The 22,231-nt window shown below is 33.3% G+C and carries 22 protein-coding genes; 20 read left to right on the top strand and 2 right to left on the bottom strand.

Annotated elements, in window-relative coordinates; genetic code table 11:
* Positions 1-4: 4 nt before the first annotated feature.
* A complete protein-coding gene (locus V6C74_RS05880; RefSeq protein WP_002453388.1) occupies positions 5-1,273 on the bottom strand; it encodes a replication-associated recombination protein A in 1,269 nt (422 codons plus the stop codon).
* Between the two features lie 83 nt (positions 1,274-1,356).
* Here V6C74_RS05880 and V6C74_RS05885 point away from each other — a divergent pair, with 83 nt between their 5' ends.
* Positions 1,357-1,779 (top strand): Rrf2 family transcriptional regulator, encoded by a 423-nt coding sequence (locus V6C74_RS05885; RefSeq protein WP_002436108.1) that lies wholly within the window; start codon positions 1,357-1,359, stop codon positions 1,777-1,779.
* A gap of 348 nt (positions 1,780-2,127) precedes the next feature.
* Positions 2,128-2,268 (top strand): SAS049 family protein, encoded by a 141-nt coding sequence (locus V6C74_RS05890; protein ID WP_002436115.1) that lies wholly within the window; start codon positions 2,128-2,130, stop codon positions 2,266-2,268.
* A 53-nt stretch (positions 2,269-2,321) separates the two neighbouring features.
* Here V6C74_RS05890 and V6C74_RS05895 read toward each other — a convergent pair whose 3' ends face one another.
* The gene (locus V6C74_RS05895; RefSeq protein WP_016898209.1) at positions 2,322-3,317 is read right to left on the bottom strand and encodes an LLM class flavin-dependent oxidoreductase; all 996 of its coding nucleotides are present in this window, start codon (positions 3,315-3,317) and stop codon (positions 2,322-2,324) included.
* Between the two features lie 260 nt (positions 3,318-3,577).
* Here V6C74_RS05895 and V6C74_RS05900 point away from each other — a divergent pair, with 260 nt between their 5' ends.
* The 18 genes from V6C74_RS05900 (at position 3,578) to pxpA (ending at position 22,219) form a co-directional block, all read left to right on the top strand.
* Entirely contained in the window at positions 3,578-4,720 is a 1,143-nt protein-coding gene (locus tag V6C74_RS05900) for a cysteine desulfurase family protein (protein ID WP_002436113.1), read from the top strand.
* Positions 4,720-5,838, top strand: coding sequence for a tRNA 2-thiouridine(34) synthase MnmA (gene mnmA / locus V6C74_RS05905; protein ID WP_002436098.1), 1,119 nt, complete (start codon positions 4,720-4,722; stop codon positions 5,836-5,838). Before V6C74_RS05900 ends, mnmA begins: the two co-directional genes overlap by 1 nt.
* Before the next feature lie 102 nt (positions 5,839-5,940).
* On the top strand, positions 5,941-6,609 hold the full coding sequence (locus V6C74_RS05910; RefSeq protein WP_016898208.1) for a tetratricopeptide repeat protein: 669 nt from the start codon (positions 5,941-5,943) through the stop codon (positions 6,607-6,609).
* A 1-nt stretch (position 6,610) separates the two neighbouring features.
* Positions 6,611-9,061 (top strand): ATP-dependent RecD-like DNA helicase, encoded by a 2,451-nt coding sequence (locus V6C74_RS05915; RefSeq protein WP_016898207.1) that lies wholly within the window; start codon positions 6,611-6,613, stop codon positions 9,059-9,061.
* Positions 9,062-9,400: 339 nt separating this feature from the next.
* Positions 9,401-12,031 carry an alanine--tRNA ligase gene (gene alaS / locus V6C74_RS05920; protein ID WP_002453382.1) on the top strand — a complete coding sequence of 877 codons (2,631 nt, stop codon included), beginning with the start codon at positions 9,401-9,403 and terminating at the stop codon, positions 12,029-12,031.
* Between the two features lie 63 nt (positions 12,032-12,094).
* A complete protein-coding gene (locus V6C74_RS05925) occupies positions 12,095-12,355 on the top strand; it encodes an IreB family regulatory phosphoprotein (protein ID WP_002453381.1) in 261 nt (86 codons plus the stop codon).
* Between the two features lies 1 nt (position 12,356).
* The gene (ruvX, locus tag V6C74_RS05930) at positions 12,357-12,785 is read left to right on the top strand and encodes a Holliday junction resolvase RuvX (RefSeq protein WP_002435990.1); all 429 of its coding nucleotides are present in this window, start codon (positions 12,357-12,359) and stop codon (positions 12,783-12,785) included.
* 13 nt (positions 12,786-12,798) lie between these two features.
* Positions 12,799-13,119 (top strand): DUF1292 domain-containing protein, encoded by a 321-nt coding sequence (locus V6C74_RS05935; protein ID WP_002436074.1) that lies wholly within the window; start codon positions 12,799-12,801, stop codon positions 13,117-13,119.
* A 404-nt stretch (positions 13,120-13,523) separates the two neighbouring features.
* A complete protein-coding gene (locus V6C74_RS05940) occupies positions 13,524-14,159 on the top strand; it encodes an O-methyltransferase (protein WP_002453380.1) in 636 nt (211 codons plus the stop codon).
* 2 nt (positions 14,160-14,161) lie between these two features.
* Complete coding sequence (locus V6C74_RS05945) at positions 14,162-15,085, top strand: peptidase U32 family protein (RefSeq protein ID WP_002470056.1); 924 nt, start codon at positions 14,162-14,164, stop codon at positions 15,083-15,085.
* A gap of 19 nt (positions 15,086-15,104) precedes the next feature.
* Positions 15,105-16,373: a U32 family peptidase gene (locus V6C74_RS05950; RefSeq protein ID WP_002453379.1), complete on the top strand. Its 1,269-nt coding sequence runs from the start codon at positions 15,105-15,107 to the stop codon at positions 16,371-16,373.
* On the top strand, positions 16,373-16,996 hold the full coding sequence (udk, locus tag V6C74_RS05955; protein WP_016898206.1) for a uridine kinase: 624 nt from the start codon (positions 16,373-16,375) through the stop codon (positions 16,994-16,996). The genes V6C74_RS05950 and udk overlap by 1 nt, the downstream gene beginning before the upstream one ends.
* Positions 16,997-17,023: 27 nt before the next feature.
* Positions 17,024-17,500 (top strand): transcription elongation factor GreA, encoded by a 477-nt coding sequence (gene greA, locus V6C74_RS05960; protein WP_002435980.1) that lies wholly within the window; start codon positions 17,024-17,026, stop codon positions 17,498-17,500.
* Positions 17,501-17,906: 406 nt separating this feature from the next.
* Entirely contained in the window at positions 17,907-18,638 is a 732-nt protein-coding gene (gene pxpB / locus V6C74_RS05965) for a 5-oxoprolinase subunit PxpB (RefSeq protein WP_002453377.1), read from the top strand.
* Positions 18,628-19,632, top strand: a complete 1,005-nt coding sequence (locus tag V6C74_RS05970) for a biotin-dependent carboxyltransferase family protein (RefSeq protein WP_002453376.1) — start codon at positions 18,628-18,630, stop codon at positions 19,630-19,632. The genes pxpB and V6C74_RS05970 overlap by 11 nt, the downstream gene beginning before the upstream one ends.
* 2 nt (positions 19,633-19,634) lie before the next feature.
* Entirely contained in the window at positions 19,635-20,090 is a 456-nt protein-coding gene (locus V6C74_RS05975; RefSeq protein WP_002453375.1) for a biotin/lipoyl-containing protein, read from the top strand.
* 15 nt (positions 20,091-20,105) lie between these two features.
* Complete coding sequence (locus V6C74_RS05980; RefSeq protein ID WP_002436565.1) at positions 20,106-21,467, top strand: acetyl/propionyl/methylcrotonyl-CoA carboxylase subunit alpha; 1,362 nt, start codon at positions 20,106-20,108, stop codon at positions 21,465-21,467.
* Positions 21,467-22,219, top strand: a complete 753-nt coding sequence (gene pxpA / locus V6C74_RS05985; RefSeq protein WP_002453374.1) for a 5-oxoprolinase subunit PxpA — start codon at positions 21,467-21,469, stop codon at positions 22,217-22,219. The genes V6C74_RS05980 and pxpA overlap by 1 nt, the downstream gene beginning before the upstream one ends.
* The last annotated feature ends 12 nt before the right edge of the window (positions 22,220-22,231 follow it).

The raw sequence follows: 22,231 nt of genomic DNA on the forward strand, positions 1-22,231 counted from the left end.
ACTTTTATTTTTTGTTTAATAAATTTTCATAAACATCTTTAAATTGTTGTTCACTCTTAGACGTTGTTTTAGGTTCATAGTAAATTCTATTTTTAAGTTTGTCTGGTAAATATTGTTGCACGACGTGACCATTTTCATAATTGTGAGGATATTTATAGCCTATTGCTCTTCCTAAGTCTTTAGCACCAGAGTAATGACCATCTTTTAAATAGTCTGGTATTTGTCCTACTAAACCTTTTCTAATATCACTCAAAGCACTATCTATAGCTGTGATTCCTGAATTAGATTTAGGTGATAAACACAGTTCTATCACAGCTTGGCTAAGTGGAATTCTAGCTTCAGGAAATCCAAGACGTTCAGCTGACTGAATTGCCGCTAATGTTCGTTGCCCCGCAGAGGGTGAAGCTAGGCCAACATCTTCGTAACTAATGACTAATAAACGCCTTACAATGGTAGGTAAGTCTCCAGCTTCAATAAGTCGTGCTAAATAATGTAATGCTGCATTAACGTCACTACCTCGAATTGATTTCTGAAAAGCACTCATTACATCATAGTGCATATCGCCATCTTTATCGCTCACAAAAGCACCTTTTTGTAAACAATCTTTAGCATCATCTAATGTAATGTGACGTTGGTTTTCAACTACCTCTGCACTGAGAACTGCTAACTCTAAAGCATTTAGAGCACTTCTTACATCACCTTGGCTTTGAGTGGAAAAGTACTCCATACCATCTTCGTCTACATTAGGATGATAACTTTTAAGACCTCTATCACTATCCTCAATTGCACGATCAAGTGCAATTCTTACATCATGGTCATCTAAAGGATAAAGTTCAAAAATTTGAGCTCTAGAACGGATAGCTGGGTTAATCGCATGATATGGATTAGACGTTGTGGCTCCTATCAAGACAATTTTGCCATTTTCTAAATGAGGCAAAAGAAAGTCTTGCTTTGCTTTATCTAAACGATGTATCTCATCAAGTAGCAAGATGACTTGGCCAGACATTTTGGCTTCTTCAACAACCATTTGCATATCCTTTTTAGTATTTGTTACAGCATTTAATTGTCTAAATTTAAACTGTGTACTTCCAGAAATGGCTTTGGCAATACTCGTTTTACCAATACCTGGAGGTCCATAAAATATCATTGAAGAAAGTCGTTTAGTCTCGACCATTCTTCTAATTATACCTTTAGAACCAACCAGATGCTGTTGTGATATAATCTCATCTATATTCATAGGCCTCATTCGAGACGCTAGAGGTTCTGTACTCACATTTGTCACACCTTTCTAATATTATCTTAACGTAAAAAATGATAGAATGGGAATATATAATTCGAATTAAGTGAGGTTATACAATGAAAATATCAACAAAAGGGAGATACGGATTAACATTGATGATTTCTCTTGCTAAAAGAGAAGGTCAAGGTTGTGTATCTTTAAAGTCTATTGCTGAAGAAAATAAACTAAGTGATTTATATCTTGAACAATTAGTCGGCCCTTTAAGAAATGCTGGATTAATTCGAAGTGTGCGTGGTGCTAAAGGTGGTTATCAACTTAGAGTACCAGCTGATGAAATCACAGCAGGCGATATTATTCGCTTACTTGAAGGTCCGATTACGTTTGTAGAAAGTATTGAATCTGAACCACCTGCACAGAAACAATTATGGTTGAGAATGAGAGATTCAGTTCGAGATGTGTTAGATAACACAACTTTAAAATATCTTGCTGATTATAAAGAAACCAATGAAGATTTAGATGGCTATATGTTCTATATTTAACATTTTAGTAATCTATTTAAGTTAGAATTATACTCATTAATCGCATAAATCCTAAATTTTTATAGAAAAATTTAATTAAGAATGTTTATCCTCATTTTCAAGTGGTATAACAATTAATACATAGAAGAGGTAGTAAGTATGGCAGACGAAATTAAGTTTAAATAAACTTAAGCTAACGTCAAAGAGTCAATTGGAAATGCTACCATCAACCAAGAACTTGAAAGTGAAGGTCCGTAAAACAGTGCTTATGGCGAAACGAATGAATTCGTTGTAAATGTCAAAGATAAAGCGAGTGACCTTATTAATAAGCAAAAAATAATTTTTCAAATTCGAAAGGAGCTATTATTTATGAGTTTCATGGATAAAGCAAAAGAAGCAGCAGAAAAATTCAAGGATAGCGATAACGAACAAGTTAACAAAGCAAAAGATAAAATTAACGAATACACTGGTGGCGGAGACGACGACAAAAAAGACAAAGACGACAAATAAGTCTTAACCATACAGTTATAAAGGGAGAGCAGACGCCCTCCCTTTATTTTATATTATGACTGAATTACTTTTTGTAATCTTTGATAAGATTCAAGTTGTTTATCTTGATCATAGATGTAACTTATTGCCATTAGCTCATCAATTTCTCCATATTCCTTTATAAAGTCTTCAAGTTGACGCTTAACAGAATCCTCTGAGCCAATTAAAGAGCCACTGAAACGTTGTTTAGCTAGTTCATATTCTCTCGGAGTAAGTAATCCTTTTAAATCATCAGTTGGCGGTTGAACAGGTTGCATTCTGCCCCTTGTAATACTCACCATTACTTGAGCCATTGTGCTTGCTAAATATTCTGCATGCGTATCTGTATCTGAGACAATCACATTTAAACATACAATGACATAAGGTTCGCTTAACACAACAGAAGGCTCAAATAACTCTTTATATATTTGAATAGCTTCTTTCATTTGTTGAGGCGCAAAATGTCCGGCAAATACATATGGCAATCCTCTTCTAGCAGCCACATGAGCAGAATCAGTTGAAGAGCCTAGTATATAAAGAGGAACATTTTTACCTACAGCAGGGTAAGCTCTTACATATGCTTGTTGATTCCCCGGTCCGAAGTATTTCTCTAGTTGTTCGACTTCTTCAGGAAATTGGTATACACCATTATGTTGGTCACGTCTTAATGCACTAGCAGTCATCATATCTGTACCAGGCGCGCGACCTAAACCTAAATCAACGCGATGTGGGAAAAGTGTTTCCATCGTGCCAAATTGTTCGGCCACTATAAGTGGTGCGTGATTAGGTAACATAATTCCACCTGAACCTACTTTAATTCTTTCCGTATGTTCTAAAGTATGTTGAATAAGTAATGCCGTAGCAGAACTAACTAAATTTGGAGCGTTGTGATGTTCAGCTATCCAATAACGTTCGTAACCTAATTCATCTAAACCTTGAGCTAATTTAACCATGTCATTAATAGCGTCTTTATCGTCTTGACCTTCTCTAATAGGTACAAGATTTAATGCTGATAATTTAATATCTTTCATTTTATAGCTTCCTTTCATGACAATTTAATAGTTGAAGTATAACAACTGTATATTGAATGCAACATTTATATGCTCATGCATAGAAAGGTTTCATCTTTTTGGAAAATGAGTTTCATTAAAGATTAATCATCGAAAAATTACTATTTAAGATGTTAAAATATTATAGAAATAAGAATTCTTTCCATAAACAGAAAGGTAGAAAAAAGCAAGTATTGGTGCTATTATAGGAACATTGATAACATGACGAGGAGTGTCCACACATGGAAGTTTATGCAGATTATGCCGCGACCACACCAGTAAAAACAGAAGTCGTTGATGCAATGATGGAAATATATAAAGAACATTATGGTAATCCATCTTCTATTCACTCAATAGGTAGAGATGCACGTAAATATTTAGATCAATCACGCCGAAAAGTTGCACAACTATTAGGTGCAAAACCTCATGAAGTGATATTTACAAGTGGTGCTACGGAATCTAATAATACTGCAATCAAAGGATTAGTTAAAGCGAATGAACAATTAGGAAATCATATTATTACTTCTAAAATTGAACATCATTCCGTTTTACATGTATTTGAGCAACTTGAACGAGAAGGCTATGACGTAACATATTTAGATGTAGATGATACTGGAGCGGTTGATTTAGATCAATTACGTGAAACAATCACAGATAAAACAATTCTTGTATCAATTATGTTTGTTAATAATGAAGTTGGTACTGTTCAAAATATGTATGACATTGAGGACATTATTGCTGAAACTAATGCGTTATTCCATGTTGACGCTGTACAAGCTATTGGTCATTTAGAAATTGACTTTCATGATTTCAAAATTGATACAATGAGTGTAACTGGACATAAATTTGGGGGCCCTAAAGGTGCTGGTATACTCTTAGTAAAGGACCATACTCCGCTTGAATTTAATCAGCTAGGTGGGGAACAAGAAACGAAACGTCGAGCTGGTACTGAGAATGTTCCTCAAATAGTTGGACTTACTAAAGCTTTGGAATTAGCAGTCCAACATCGTGACGCAAATAATGTTCATTTAATGAATTTAAAAGAATTATTCTTAGTTAGTTTGCAAGAACGTGCAATCCCGTTCGAACTTAATGGTTCTATGACAGACTCAACAGGTCATATTTTAAATCTTTATTTCCCATTTATTGATGTTGAAACAATGTTAACTCTACTAGACCTCTCTAATGTATACGTATCATCTGGGTCAGCTTGCACAGCAGGTTCTACAACACCGTCACATGTTTTAGCAGCAATGTTTGAAGATGAAGAACGTGCAAAACATTCTGTTAGATTTAGCTTTAATGAACAAATGAACGAACAACAAATTAAATATATAGTAGCCGAAATTCATAAAATTTATCATAAATTTAAGGAGGAATCATAGTGTCAAATAAAGATATACGCGTAGTCGTTGGTATGTCTGGAGGTGTTGATAGTTCAGTAACTGCACACCTATTAAAAGAGCAAGGTTATGACGTTATAGGTATTTTTATGAAGAACTGGGATGACACTGATGAAAATGGTGTATGTACCGCCACAGAAGATTACAATGATGTCATTGCAGTATGTAACCAAATTGGTATACCATATTACGCAGTTAACTTTGAAGAAGAATATTGGGACAAAGTATTTACTTACTTTTTAGATGAATATAAAAAAGGACGCACACCAAATCCTGATGTAATGTGTAATAAAGAAATTAAATTCAAAGCATTCTTAGAGCATGCTTTGAAATTAGGTGCTGACTATGTCGCAACTGGACATTATGCTCGTATACGTCGACATGAGGATGGGCATGTAGAAATGTTACGTGGTGTAGATAATAATAAAGATCAAACTTACTTTTTAAACCAACTATCACAAGAACAACTTTCTAAAGTTATGTTCCCAATTGGTGACATTGAAAAAAGTGAAGTTAGACGAATCGCAGAAGAACAAGATTTAGCTACAGCTAAGAAAAAAGATTCTACAGGAATCTGTTTCATTGGTGAAAGAAACTTCAAGGAATTTTTATCGCAATATTTACCAGCACAATCAGGTGACATGGTAACATTAGATGGTAAAAAAATGGGACAACATAGCGGTTTAATGTATTATACAATAGGACAACGTCATGGCTTAGGAATAGGTGGAGATGGAGATCCATGGTTTGTTGTAGGTAAAAATTTAGATGACAATTTATTATATGTTGAGCAAGGCTTCCATCATGATGCTTTATATAGTGATTACTTAATCGCTTCAGATTTCTCATTTGTTAATGAAAATGAAATTGACTTAGAGCATGGTTTCGAATGTACTGCGAAATTTCGTTATCGTCAGAAAGATACAAAAGTATTCGTTAAAAAAGAGGATGAATCTTCAATTCGTGTAACTTTCGATCAACCTGTACGCGCAATTACTCCTGGACAAGCGGTTGTTTTTTACAATGAAGAAGTCTGCTTAGGTGGAGCTACTATAGATGATGTATATAAAAATGAAGGTCAACTTAGTTACGTAGTTTAAACCTTGAACTTGAATACCGTTAATTCATAAGATGACTATCTTTGGGTTAACGGTTTTTATTTTTTAAGCATGTTATAATTATTTAGAAACGAGGTACGAATGATGCATGAACAGAATCAAATTTATCAATATATTAAAGATGGTAAGTTCGAAGATGCTTTAAAAGCACTTTTCGAAAATATAGAAGAAAATCCTAATGCAGTTGAAAACTACATTAATGCAGGAATTGTGTTATCTGATGCAGGAGAAATAGAAAAAGCCGAGCGTTTCTTCCAAAAAGCGATTACTATTGATCCGTCTAATGGTGCTGTATATTATAATTTAGCGAATGTTTACTATAATCAAGGTCGCTTTAAAGAAGCAATTAAATTATATCAAAAGGCATTAAAAAACAATGTAGCTACTGTAGATTGTAATTATATGATTGGAATGTCATTTAACCAATTAGAAGCTTTTAAAGAAGCATTACCATTCTTGATGACTGCAGCTGAAAAAGACGATAACGATGATGTTGAGATTCAATTTCAATATGGACTTGTCTTATGCCAGCTCGAAATGTTTGAACAAGCCATTAATCAGTTAAATCACGTATTAAAAATTGACCCTGAACATGTAGATGCTATATATAATCTCGGCCTAGCAAGCTATATGAAAAAAGAAGATGTTGATGAAGCTATTGCTTATTTTGAACAAGCAGTTTCTATTGATGAACAGCATTTATTAAGTCAACACGCTTTAAAAATGTTTAAGACGATGAAAGAGGAGGAGTAACATGTCTGACCCTACACTTTTTGATAAATCAATGATCAAAGGTACTGTAGATGCTATATTATTTCAAAATAATGATAATTTCTATACAGTTCTTAAAGTAGACACGATTGAAACGAATGAGTCCTTTGATAGCATGCCAACTGTTGTAGGGTTTCTTCCAAATGTAGTTGAAGGAGACGTTTATACGTTTAAAGGGCAAATTGTCGAACACCCACGTTATGGTAAACAATTAAAAGCTGAAACTTTTGAAAAGGAACTTCCACAAACCAAAGATGCAATTATTAGTTATTTATCTAGTGATTTATTTAAAGGAATAGGAAAGAAAACTGCTCAAAATATTGTTAATGCATTAGGCGAGAATGCAATCAATGATATATTAAATAATCCTGAAGTGTTAGAAAAAGTCCCTAGTTTACCTAAGAAAAAGCAAAAGCAGATTGCAGAACAAATAAGTTCGAATCAAGAATCAGAAAAAATAATGATTCGGTTACATGATTTAGGATTTGGTCCTAAACTTTCAATGGCAATTTATCAGTTTTATATGGGAGATACATTGAAAATACTAGACGAAAATCCTTATCAACTCGTTTATGATATTAAAGGAATAGGTTTTAATAAAGCTGATCAATTAGCGCGAAACATTGGTATTGTAGCAGATTCTGAAGAGCGTTTGAAAGCAGGATTGCTTTATACACTTGAAGAAGAATGTATCAAACAAGGACATACATATTTGCCTAATTCATATGTGATTGAATCAACGCAAACTATGCTTAACGATAGCTCTGAAGTTGTTATTTCTACTAAAATGCTAGAGCAAAAGATTGAGCAACTCTCTGAAGAGAAAAAATTGATTCAAAGCGAAGAACAAGTTTCAATTCCAAGTTTGTATTATTCGGAATTAAAGAGTGTTCAAAATCTTTATCGGATTCAAACTAATAATAAAAAGTTAAAAGAAATCGAACAATCAGATTTACAAATGCATATTGGTGAAATTGAGTCACTAAATCAAGTAAATTATGCAACTTCACAGAAAGAAGCATTAGAGACGGCAATCAATTCAAAAGTGATGCTTCTTACAGGTGGTCCCGGTACTGGTAAAACTACTGTCATTAAAGGCATCGTAGAGCTTTATGCGGAAATACATGGATTATCATTGGATTATGATGATTACAACGAGGATGATTATCCAGTTGTACTTGCTGCACCAACTGGACGCGCATCTAAAAGACTTCAGGAATCTACTGGATTAGAAGCAATGACAATTCACCGTTTAATAGGTTGGAATCAAGAAACACAACCTGAAGATATTTTAGATAATGAAATTAATGCACGGCTTATCATTATAGATGAAATGTCTATGGTAGATACATGGTTATTTCATCAATTTTTAAGTGCTGTTCCATTAGATGCTCAAATTGTATTTGTAGGAGATGAAGACCAACTCCCTTCAGTTGGACCGGGTCAAGTGTTTAAAGACCTCATTGATTCTAAAAGAATTCCGCGTGTTAATCTTACGGAAGTGTATCGCCAACAAGATGGCTCAAGTATTGTTGATTTAGCACATCGTATGAAAGTAGGCGAACCCATAGATATAACTCAACGTTTTCACGATCGCAGTTTCATTAACTGTACTTCAGACCAAATACCTGATGTAGTAGATAAAGTAGTTAAAAGTGCAGTGAGTAAAGGGTATAATATGAGTGATATTCAAGTCCTTGCTCCTATGTATAAAGGTAATGCAGGAATAAAACGTCTCAATCAAGTATTACAATCTATTTTAAATCCAAAGGAAAAAGATAGTCGTGAAATTGAATTCGGAGATGTTGTATTTCGTAAAGGAGATAAAGTACTTCAGTTGGTCAATAGACCTAATGACAATATATTTAATGGTGATATTGGTGTAATTGTAGGCATATTTTGGGCTAAAGAAAATGCTCTTAATAAAGATGTAATAGTAGTAGATTTTGAAGGAAATGAAATTACCTTTACTCGACAAGATTTACTTGAACTTACTCATGCTTATTGTACATCTATTCATAAATCTCAAGGGTCAGAATTTCCAATTGTTATTATGCCTATAGTTAAACAATACTTTCGTATGTTACAAAGACCTATCCTTTATACGGGTCTGACCCGTGCTAAGCAATCACTTGTTTTACTTGGGGATCCCCAAGCATTTGATATAGGACTGAAGACAAAAGGCCAAGAACGTTTAACTCAGTTGAATCACTTATTAAAATCTTATTTTGGTGATGATCAAGAAGTTATAGGTAGTTCAGGTCATTCATCTGTAAATAGCACTGAAAAACATGATACTACACAAACTGAAGAAGAGAGCGCAACAACTGACGCACCACAAAATGACATTGTTCTTAGTGAAACCACTATATTTAAAATTGATCCTATGATTAATATGGGAGAAATGACGCCTTACGATTTTGCCGAGCATTGACATTCGTCGTTAAAATAAATAAAATAAACTTAAGTTCACATAAAGATGAGTAAGTAACATGTTGATTTTAGAGATGTACTGGCTGGTGTAAAGTGCAATCAATGTTACCGAACGCTACTTTATGTCATAGAGAATACGTGATTTTAAGTGGTAAGAAATTTAATTAAGTTATAAATAGTTTCTTTTATAGCTACTATTATTTTTCTTATAACTAGGGTGGTACCGCGATAACGTTCGTCCCTTTGTGGATGAACGTTTTTTATTTTTCGTGTGATTATCATTAAGTTAAAATTCGTATTTCTTTATTAAATACTTATTTCCCAAGGGAGTGTTCTATAGATGAAAAATTTAAAAGCTAGTGAAATTAGACAAAAATATTTAGATTTCTTCGTTGAAAAAGGTCATATGATTGAACCTTCTGCACCACTTGTACCTATTGATGATGATTCATTACTATGGATTAACTCAGGTGTAGCAACACTAAAAAAATACTTTGATGGTCGCGAGACGCCAAGAAAGCCAAGAATTGTAAACTCACAAAAAGCCATTCGTACTAATGATATTGAAAATGTTGGCTTTACAGCGAGACATCATACATTTTTTGAAATGCTTGGAAATTTCTCAATTGGAGATTATTTTAAACAAGAAGCAATTGAATTCGCTTGGGAATTCCTAACTAGTGAGAAATGGATGGGTATGGAACCAGAAAAATTATATGTAACAATTCATCCGGAAGATACGGGTGCTTATAAAATTTGGAATGAAGATATTGGTTTAGATGAAACTCGTATTATTCGAATCGAAGGTAACTTCTGGGATATTGGCGAAGGGCCATCGGGACCTAATACAGAAATTTTCTATGATCGTGGTGACGAATATGGTCAGAATGATCCTGCTGAAGAAATGTACCCTGGCGGAGAAAATGAAAGATATTTAGAAGTATGGAATTTAGTATTTAGTGAATTTAATCATAATAAAGACAATACGTATACACCACTTCCTAATAAAAATATTGATACTGGCATGGGATTAGAGCGTATGGCTTCAATCTCACAAAATGTCAGAACAAATTATGAAACAGATTTATTTATGCCTATTATAAATGAAGTTGAAAATGTTTCAGGAAAGAAATATTTAGAAGTTGAAGAACAAGACGTAGCATTTAAAGTTATTGCAGATCATATTAGAACCATTGCGTTTGCTATTGCTGATGGTGCATTACCTGCAAATGAAGGGCGCGGATATGTCCTACGTCGTTTATTACGTCGTGCAGTTAGATTTAGCCAATCACTAGGTATTAATGAACCGTTTATGTATAAACTTGTGGATATTGTTGCTGAAATTATGGAACCATATTATCCAAATGTTAAAGAAAAAGCCGATTTTATTAAACGAGTGATTAAGTCAGAAGAAGAACGATTCCATGAGACACTCGAGGAAGGCTTATCAATTCTAAATCAGTTAATTGAAAAAGCTAAAAAAGACAATCATGAAATTAAAGGGGAAGATGCATTTAAACTATATGATACTTATGGTTTCCCTGTAGAATTAACCGAAGAATTAGCAACTCAAGAAGGTTTATCAGTTGATATGACTACTTTTGAAAATGAAATGCAACAGCAAAGAGACCGTGCTAGACAAGCACGTCAAAGCTCTCAATCTATGCAAATACAAAGTGAAGTGCTAAAAAATATTACTGATGATAGTACATTTGTTGGATATGAAACAACTGATTACCAATCTATAATCACGCATTTAATATACAATGGTGAAGAAGTCGAGTCAGTGGAAGCTGGAGAGACTGTTTATTTCACACTAAAAGCTACGCCATTTTATGCTGTCAGTGGTGGTCAAGTAGCAGACGAAGGTACAATTGGAAATGATAAATTTGAAATTGCAGTATCTGAAGTGACGAAAGCACCAAATGGTCAGAATCTACACAAAGGTATTGTGCAATATGGACAAGCTACAGTTGGAGCAGAAGTGGATGCTAGTGTTAATAAAGAAGACCGTCGTGCAATTCAAAAGAATCATAGTGCTACGCATTTATTACATGCTGCTTTAAAAGAAGTATTAGGTTATCACGTAAACCAAGCAGGTTCATTAGTAGAAGCAGATCGATTACGTTTTGACTTCTCGCACTTCGGCCCAATGACGCAAGAAGAATTAGATCAAGTTGAACGAAGAGTGAATGAAGAAATATGGAGAGGCATTGATGTTCGTATTCAAGAAATGGGTATAGATGAAGCCAAATCTATGGGGGCAATGGCTCTCTTCGGTGAAAAATATAGTGATATTGTTCGAGTAGTAAATATGGCTCCATTTTCTATCGAATTATGTGGTGGTATTCATGTAAGTAATACTGCAGAAATTGGTTTATTTAAAATTGTAAGTGAATCTGGTACTGGTGCAGGAGTTAGACGTATCGAAGCGTTAACAGGAAAATCTGCTTTTCTTTATCTCGAAGATATTCAGTCTAAATTTAATACCATTAAAAATCATGTTAAAGTCAAATCAGATGAACAAGTAGTTGGTAAAGTAACTCAGTTACAAGAAGAAGAAAAATCATTACTTAAACAATTAGAACAACGTAACAAAGAAATCACCTCTCTTAAAATGGGAAATGTTGAAGACCAAGTTGAAGTTATCAATGACTTGAAAGTATTAGCAACTGAAGTAGAAGTTCCAAACGCTAAAGCGATACGCTCAACGATGGATGATTTTAAATCTAAGTTACAAGACACGATTATTGTGTTAGCAAGTAATGTTGATGGTAAAGTTTCCATAATAGCTACTGTTCCTAAATCACTTACAGATCAAGTTAAAGCAGGAGACATTATAAAAAACATGGCACCTATCGTAGGTGGTAAAGGCGGTGGTCGTCCAGATATGGCTCAAGGTGGCGGCACACAACCTGAAAACATAACAGAAGCATTACACTTCCTTAAAGATTACATTAAAAATCTATAACTTAATTTCATAATATTGTAGAATTAACTTGAATAATAATATGCATTAAAAGGAGTGTCACATATGGAAAACTTTGATAAAACGATGAAATTTGACTATGAAGAGATTCCAAAAGAAGATGTCAAATCAGTACTTAACAATGTGCACCGTACATTAGAAGAAAGAGGATATAACGCAGTAAATCAAATTATAGGTTATTTACTCTCTGGTGATCCTGCCTATATTCCTCGCCAAAATGAAGCAAGAAATCAAATTCGTCATATTGATAGAGATGTGATTATGGAAGAACTTGTTTCTTATTATTTAAAAGAGTCTGACCATTAAAATGTTACAACATAAAATTATAGGTTTAGACGTAGGAAGCAAAACTGTTGGCATTGCTATAAGTGACCTAATGGGATGGACTGCCCAAGGTTTAGACACACTCCGTATCAACGAAGAACAAAACGAATTAGGCATAGAAGAATTAGTCGATATTATTAAAAAAAATCAAGTCGGTACTGTAGTTATAGGGTTACCTAAAAATATGAACAATTCTATTGGATTTCGAGGAGAGGCTTCGTTACAATACAAAGAGAAACTTCAAGAAGCCTTGCCTTCCATAGAAATTATAATGTGGGATGAACGATTAAGTACGATGGCTGCTGAACGTTCATTACTAGAAGCAGATGTTTCTAGGCAAAAGAGAAAGAAAGTTATAGATAAAATGGCAGCTGTGTTTATATTACAAGGCTATTTAGACTCTATCCAATAAAGGAGATATAAAAATGACAGAACATAACCACGAACAAAATCATGAATCAGATTTAAGCATTAATAACGAAGAAGAATTATTAACTTTATTCGATGAAGACGGCAATGAAGTTTTATATCGTAAAATGTTAGAATTTTACCATCCTGAATTCAAAAAGGAATATGTTGTATTAGCCGAAGAAGGTGCTCAATCTGATGAAGATGATATGATTGAACTCGTACCTATGATTAATGAACCTGATGAATCTGGAGATGGTGGTAAATTAGTACCTATCGAAACAGATGAAGAATGGGATATGATTGAAGAGGTTGTAAATACTGAGATTAATGAATAGTATCTTAGTATTAATATGTAAGCTTTAATTGTTTAAAACTCATAGCTCTAAGATGTAAGTTTTTAGTATACATCTTAGAGCTTTTTTGATTGAAAATGAGTTAATTTATTGTTACTTAATTGAGTTAGTAATATCAAACTTAAAAACTCAAACTATAATTACTTTAATAACATACTAAAATAAATTGAATCACATATTTCGTACTTATATTTATTAATAATTTATGGTAAAATATGTAAAGTTAATTTCTATGAAGCGATCATTCACTTCTAATATGAAAGAAATAGAAGCACCATTATAGAAATCAGTCATTTATATTGATTAAAATGATAATCAATTTTGGACTGATTTATTTTATGTCTACAAATCTTTTTAGTTTTTATAATAAAGGAAGTTATTTCAAAATGGATTTGAACCAAAACTATTTAACTCAATTACATCAAAAGTTAGATACTAACATAGAGAATTTAAGACCTTATGCAGAAGACAATCAAGTTCCTATTGTAGATAAATTAGCTTTAGATATGATTAAACAATTAATAAGAATGAATCATACCAAAAACATTCTAGAAATTGGTACTGCTATTGGCTATAGTTCAATGCAATTTTCTTCAGTAGCAAATGATATACATGTAACTACCATTGAACGTAATGAAGATATGATTGCTTTGGCGCGAAATTATTTTCATCAATATGGTTACAATGAACAAATAAGATTGATTGAAGGTAATGCGCTAGAAACATACCAACAAGTCAATGATAGAGAATATGATATGATATTTATCGATGCAGCCAAAGCCCAATCCAAAAAGTTCTTTGAGTTATATACGCCTCTTTTAAGAAAAGGTGGGATTGTAGTAACTGACAATGTCTTATACCACGGTTTTGTATCGAATATAAACATTGTGAGATCTAGAAATGTTCGTCAAATGGTTAAAAAGGTACAACAATATAACCAGTGGTTAATGGAGCAATCAGGGTATACAACTAACTTTTTAAATATAGATGATGGTTTAGCAATATCAATTAAAGGAGAATGACTATGGTTGAATTATTAGTTACTCCTAAGTCAATAACTCATATGGAAACACTAATAGAAAAAGGTGCAGATGCATTTGTTATTGGTGAACAAAAATTTGGTTTAAGACTTCCAGGAGAATTTAATCGTGAAATGATGAAAGAAGCTGTTGAAATAGCACATAGAAACAATAAAAAAGTTTATGCTGCGGTCAATGGTTTGTTTCATAATTATCATTTAGATGCTTTAGAAGATTACATACATTTTTTACATCAAATTCAAGTGGATCGAATTATTTTCGGTGATCCAGCAGTAGTAATGTTTGTTAAAAAACAATCAAATCCTATCCCTTTACATTGGGATGCTGGAGCATTAGTAACAAATTATTTCCAATGTAATTATTGGGGGAAAAAGGGTGCATCAAGAGCTGTTTTAGCTAAAGAGCTTAGCTTAGAAGAGATGATTAATATTAAAAAGAATGCTAATGTTGAAATCGAAGTCCAAGTACATGGAATGACATGCATGTTTCAATCGAAACGAATGTTGTTAGGTAATTACTATACATTCCAAGACAGACAAATGAAGATTGAGCGCAATAATGCACAACAAGATTTACTTTTATATGATGAAGAACGCGATAACAAATATCCAGTTTTTGAAGATTATAATGGAACGCATATTATGTCTCCGAATGATATTTGTTTAATCGAGGAATTAGAACCATTTTTTGAAGCGGGAATTGACGCATTCAAAATCGATGGCGTTCTACAATCAGAAGACTATATCAATGTAGTAACAGAGCAATATAGAGAAGCAATTGACTTATATAATGAAGACCCTGAAGCATATGATGATGAAAAATTCATGTTAGTCGATCCTATAGAGGAAATTCAACCTGAACATCGTCCATTCGATGAAGGTTTCTTATATAAACAAACGGTTTACTAAGGGAGGCTTATCATTAATAATGAAAACTCTAGAAGAAGTTCAATCAAGTTCGAAACCAAAAATGAAAAAGCCAGAATTACTTGCTCCAGCAGGAAATTTAGAGAAACTTAAAATAGCTGTACATTATGGTGCTGATGCAGTATTTTTAGGTGGTCAAGAGTATGGTTTACGTTCAAATGCAGATAATTTTACTATGGATGAAATTGCTGAAGGCGTAGAATTTGCAAATCGTTATGGTGCTAAAATCTACGTTACAACAAATATTATTGCACATGATGAAAATATGGATGGATTAGAGGAATATCTACGTCAGTTAGATAAAACAGGCGCAACTGGAATTATTGTAGCTGATCCATTAATCATAGAAACATGCAAAGAGGTCGCACCAAGACTTGAAATTCATTTATCTACTCAACAATCCCTTTCAAATTATAAAGCTGTTGAATTTTGGAAAGAAGAAGGTTTAGACCGTGTTGTGTTAGCACGTGAGACAGGCGCTATGGAAATGAAAGAAATGAAGGAAAAAGTTGATATTGAAATTGAAGCTTTTATTCATGGTGCAATGTGTATAGCATATTCAGGACGTTGTACATTAAGTAATCATATGACAGCTCGTGATTCAAACCGTGGAGGCTGTTGTCAAAGTTGCCGTTGGGACTATGATTTACTTCAAGTAGATAATGATGGAGAACTTGATTTATTTTATGAAAATGGAGATGTTACACCGTTTGCAATGAGTCCAAAAGATTTAAAATTAATTGAATCTATACCACAAATGATGGAATTAGGAATCGACTCTTTAAAAATTGAGGGTAGGATGAAATCTATTCATTATATTGCAACTGTTGTATCAGTTTATCGCAAAGTCATAGACGCTTATGCTATGGATCCTGAGAATTTTAAGATTAAACCTGAGTGGCTCAAAGAACTGGATAAATGCGCAAATCGGGATACAGCGCCAGCTTTCTTCCAAGGGACACCTGGATATGAAGAGCAAATGTTTGGAGAAGAACAATCTAAGAAATCAGCTTACGATTTTTGCGGACTAGTACTCGACTATGATGAACAAACGCAACTTGCTACCATACAACAGCGAAACCATTTCAAACCAGGACAAGAAATTGAATTCTTTGGTCCTGAAATTGATAGTTTCAGGCAAATTGTTGATGCTATTTATGATGAGGAAGGTAATAGTTTAGATGCCGCACGTCATCCATTGCAAATTGTTCAAATTAAAGTCGACAAACCTATTTATGCTAATAACATGATGAGAAAGGAAATCGGCTAATGAATCAAACGACAATTATTGGTATTGCTGGTGGCTCTGGTTCAGGTAAAACCACTGTTACTAATGAAATTATGAAGAATCTTGAAGGCCACAGTGTTGCACTTTTAGCTCAAGATTACTATTATAAAGACCAGTCTCATTTAACTTTTGAAGAAAGACTTGAGACAAATTATGATCATCCATTCGCATTCGATAATGATTTACTTATACAAAATCTTAAAGATTTAAGAAATGGTATGGCCATCGAAGTTCCTACTTATGATTATTCGAAACATACTCGTAGTGATGAAACGATTGCATTTGAACCAAAAGATGTTATTATCGTAGAAGGTATCTTTGCTTTAGAAAATAAAACTTTACGAGATATGATGGATGTAAAAATTTATGTGGATACAGATGCAGATTTAAGAATTTTACGTAGACTTACACGTGATACTCAAGAACGTGGACGTTCTATGGAGTCTGTAATTAATCAATATTTAAATGTAGTCAGACCAATGCATGAACAATTTATTGAACCAACAAAAAAACATGCAGATATTATCATACCTGAAGGTGGCAGTAATAAGGTCGCAATTGATATTATGACTACGAAGATTCAATCACTCGTTAGCAAAAAATAGTAACTTATAGTAAAGGAAGATGACATTATGGAAAACCAAAAACAATACCCAATGACTCAAGAAGGTTATGAACAACTTGAGCAAGAATTAGAAGAATTAAAAACGGTTAAAAGACCAGAAGTTGTTGAAAAAATTAAAGTAGCTCGTTCTTTTGGTGACTTATCAGAGAACTCTGAGTACGATGCAGCAAAAGATGAACAAGGATTTATCGAACAAGATATTCAACGTATTGAACATATGATTAGAAATGCGCTTATCATTGAAGATAATGGTGATAATAACGTTGTTCAAATTGGTAAAACAGTCACTTTTGTTGAATTACCAGGTGATGAAGAAGAAAGTTATCAAATAGTAGGTTCTGCTGAAGCTGACGCATTCAAAGGAAAAATTTCAAATGAATCTCCTATGGCAAATGCTTTAATAGGTAAAGGATTAAATGACGAAGTTCGTGTTCCTCTTCCTAACGGCGGAGAAATGAACGTTAAAATCGTTGATATCAAATAATTAAATATTTTATTTTAAAATTGCTAGTACTAATGAATTCTAGTATTAAGTCCGAGTCATATTTTATGACTTGGACTTTTTTATGTTATTATTATAGAAATTTTAGCTTTAAAGAAACATTACACCATTAAATTTAGTTCTTAATAGATGAGTAGGATAAAATCCTTTTGTTATTCATCATTTTTATCATGACAAAAAATAATATGTATGATTAAATAAATATTAGCGATTTTTTGAAATAGAAATGCTATATTTTTTGAAAGACCTTAATTTCTAAATATCAAATTATTAGTAATTATCACTAACAATTTGAATTAATTATTAAACAAACATTTTATTGCAATGATACAATTAAATAGTTACAGCAAATAAATCCTTAAAAATTTAAAGGGGAGGGATTTTAAAGTTGGAAACTCAAATTATAAATGAACAAACTGTGATGATTTATTTTGATAATGAAATTAGTGAAAGCACTTACCAACTCGTTCAATCAACAGTACAATACATAAAGAAACAGAATCATTCAGAGATAACAGAAATCATTCCATCTTATAGAGCAATTCTAATATACTTCGATAATAAGAGGATAGAAGGAAATGAATTGTTAGAAAATTTAGAACTTAACCGCTTACAAAACGAGTCAGATGCTAGAACTCGAAATAAGCGTATTATTCAAATTCCTGTTTTATATGGTGAGGAATATGGACCTGACTTGGCTGAAGTTGCAGAACATAATCATTTAACTAAAGAAGAAGTCAAACAGATTCACACTCGTCAGCCATACCTTATTTATATGTTAGGCTTTATGCCAGGATTTCCTTATTTAGGGGGGGTTGACGAACGTTTACATACACCAAGACGTTCTGAGCCAAGACTTAAGATTGAGGCTGGTTCTGTTGGAATAGCCAATAATCAAACGGGATTATATCCAATGGACTCTCCAGGAGGGTGGCAAATTATTGGTCGTACACCTCTTAAGGTTTTTGATCTCAATCGAACTCCGATGACAATGTATGAAGCTGGAGATTATATTCAGTTTTATGAGATTGATCAACATGAATATAACAATATATCTGAGGAAATTGAAAATGGAAAATTTGATATAGATAAGTGGGTGACAAATAAAGATGAGTATTAAAATTTTACAACCTGGCTTATTTTCAACAATCCAAGACGAAGGACGTATAGGTTATCAAGATTTAGGATTTTCCGGAGCTGGTGCTTTAGACTTTTATAGTTTTAAAATGGCTCAAAAATTAATTGGTAATGATGGACCTGCGATTGAATACACTGTTATTGGCCCTAAAGTACAGTTTCTTAAAGAAAATACTTTTGCATTTATCGGTGGAACATCCAATGCAAAATTAAACGGTAATTCCATTGATTCACAAGTAGTATATAAAGTACAGACTAACGATGTATTAGAAATCGGTCAGGTTACTGAAGGTGCGAGAGGATATCTTGTGTTTGGTCATCCGTTAAAAATAGAAAGGATTGCAGAGAGTTATTCTACTCATACTAGAAGTGGACTTGGTGGTTTTGAAGGACGAGCGCTTAAAAAGCATGACATTATACCTACTCAAAGTAATGCATCTTATAATGAGAATTTAGGTAAAGCAACCTACTATATACCATTAGTAGAGGATAATACTATTCATGTTATTAAAGGTCCTCAATTTAGTTTATTTTCAGAGGAAGCAGTAGATACATTTATCAATTCTGAATTTAAGGTTTCAGATCAGTCGGATCGTATGGGTTACAGATTAGTTGGTCCATCCGTTTCACCTTTGAAAACGGCTGACATTATTTCTGAACCTGTAGCTTTAGGAAGCATCCAAGTTCCTAATGACGGAAACCCAATTATTCTTTTAAATGATAAACAAACTGTAGGTGGTTATACTAAAATTGCTACAGTTACTCAATTAGATTTAAAAAAATTAGCGCAACTTAAACCGGGAGAAACTATTCGATTTGAATGGATATCTACAGAAGAAGCGTTTAAACAATTAATAGAATTTGAAAATGATTTTGAACAAAAATTAATAAACGTGTCAGAACAACCATTATTTAATTTAAGCAATGTAAGAAACACTTCTAAGAAATTAGCATCACTAATTAAGGAGGACAAATAATAATGAATCTTGAAAGAATAGAAGAAATTATAAATTTAGTAAAATCAAATGATGTAAAAAAGTTTAAATATAAAGACTTTGAGAATGAAATTGAACTTGATTTCACAGAGGGTAATTCATCACAAGGTTTATCTCAAACTGCAAATGTACAATCAAATGAAATGACACAAACTAATAATGAAACTCAAGATACTAACAACCAAACGCAAGATTCTAGTGATGACAAAGAAATTAAATCTTCTATGGTTGGTACGTTTTTCTTACAAGATAGTAAAGAATTAACGGATCCCCAAATTAAAGTTGGTGATCAAGTTAAAGAAGGAGATATCATTGGTTACATAGAAGCAATGAAGGTAATGAACGAAATCACTAGTGACGTGAGTGGTGAGGTTACTGAAATTGTTGTAGAACATGGTACTAATGTTGAATATGATCAAGTATTAGTCAAAGTGAAGTAAGGGGGGAATAGACTTATGTATCGTTGTTTGATTGCAAACAGAGGGGAAATAGCCGTAAGGATTATTCGCGCATGTAGAGAGATGAAAATCGAAACAGTAGCCATCTATGCCAAAGGCGACGAAGATAGTCTGCATGTAAGTTTAGCTGATCAAGCGATTTGTATTGGAGAAGCTAATCCTTTAGATAGCTATTTAAATATAGAACGTATTATCTCAGCAGCAGAAATTACCGGAGCAAATGCGATACACCCTGGTTACGGTTTCTTATCTGAATCAACCACTTTTGCTGAAGCTGTTGAAGAAAATGATATCCACTTTATTGGCCCTAATAAAAAGACAATGGAAATGATGGGGGATAAAATTACAGCTCGTCAGACCGTTCATGCTGCAAATGTTCCAGTAATCCCTGGATCTGACGGCGAGGTTGAATCTGTTGATGAAATTAAAAAACTCGCGGAAGAAATAGGATACCCCCTTGTTCTTAAAGCTGCAAGTGGTGGTGGAGGTAAGGGTATCCGTATCGTTAAAGAACCGGAACAATTAGAAAAATCATTAAAAGAAGCTAAAAGTGAAGGTCAAAAATATTTTAATGATGATCGTGTATACGTTGAAGCTTTTATTCCCGTTGCAAAGCATGTAGAGGTTCAAGTCATCGGCGATGGTAAAAATAACTATGTTCATTTAGGTGAACGTGATTGTTCAGTGCAACGAAAAAATCAAAAACTTATTGAAGAATCACCTTGTGCTGCATTAACAGATGAAAGACGAGAACGGATTTGTAATGATGCTGTTAAAGTAGCAAAGGCATCTAATTATAGAAGTGCTGGTACAATTGAATTTTTAGTAACAGAGGATGCTCACTACTTTATTGAGATGAATGCACGTATCCAAGTCGAACATACAGTTACTGAAATGCGAGCAGATAGAGATCTTTTACAAGCACAATTGTACTTATTGCAATATGGTGAATTACCGTTCCAACAAGAAGATATAGTATTTAACGGACATGTAATTGAAGCACGTATTAATGCTGAAAATCCAGAAAAGAAATTCCAGCCCACTCCTGGTAAAGTGAAGAAATTACATTTACCACAAGGATTTAATATTCGAGTAGATTCTTTATTATATTCCGGTTATCAAGTATCACCATATTATGACTCACTTGTAGCAAAAGTGATTGTAAAAGACTCAAATAGACAAACAGCTATCAATAAATTGAAAGTTGCATTAGATGAAATGGTTATTGAAGGTTTCACTACAACAGCAGATTTCTTATACGCAGTATTAAGTTATCCGTTATATGCAGATGGTGATGCAAGTGAAGTTGATATTAAATTCTTAGAGAAGCATCAAATCATTAAAGGGGTGGATTTATAATGCAAATCGATTTGAATTGTGATTTAGGTGAAGCATTTGGAAATTATTCATTTGGTGGCGACAAAGATATTATTCCATTAATTACTTCGGCAAACATTGCTTGTGGTTTTCACGCCGGTGATGAAAATGTAATGAATGAGACAATACAACTTGCTAAAGAAAATAATGTAGGCATAGGAGCACATCCAGGTTTACCTGATTTACAAGGTTTCGGCAGACGCAAAATGGATATTAAACCTAAAGAAATCTACAATTTAGTTGTCTACCAATTAGGTGCTTTGAATGGTTTTTGTAAAATTCATGGAACTCGTATAAATCATGTTAAACCTCATGGTGCTTTATATAACATGGGCGCTAAAAATAAAGAAATTGCTCAAGCTATTGCACAAGCGGTTTATGATTTCGATAAGTCCTTAGTGCTAGTTGGACTATCTAATACATTGTTAATTTCAGAAGCTGAAGCGCTTGGTTTACGTACTGCTTCAGAAGTTTTTGCAGATCGTCGTTATGAAGATGATGGTCAGCTTGTAAGTCGTCAAGAATCAGATGCGACAATTACAAATACGGATGAAGCATTACAGCAAGTGTTAAAAATGGTTACTGAGAATAAAGTTGTTAGTAAAAATGGTAAAGAAATTGATTTACAAGCCGATACAATATGTGTCCATGGTGATGGTGCTCATGCACTTGATTTTGTAACTCAAATTAGAAAAAAATTAACGAAAGAAGGCATTGATATTCAATCCTTATAGGGGGTACCAGAG

The sequence above is a fragment of the Staphylococcus capitis subsp. capitis genome (assembly GCF_040739495.1).
In the GTDB taxonomy this organism is placed as follows: Bacteria; Bacillota; Bacilli; order Staphylococcales; family Staphylococcaceae; genus Staphylococcus; species Staphylococcus capitis.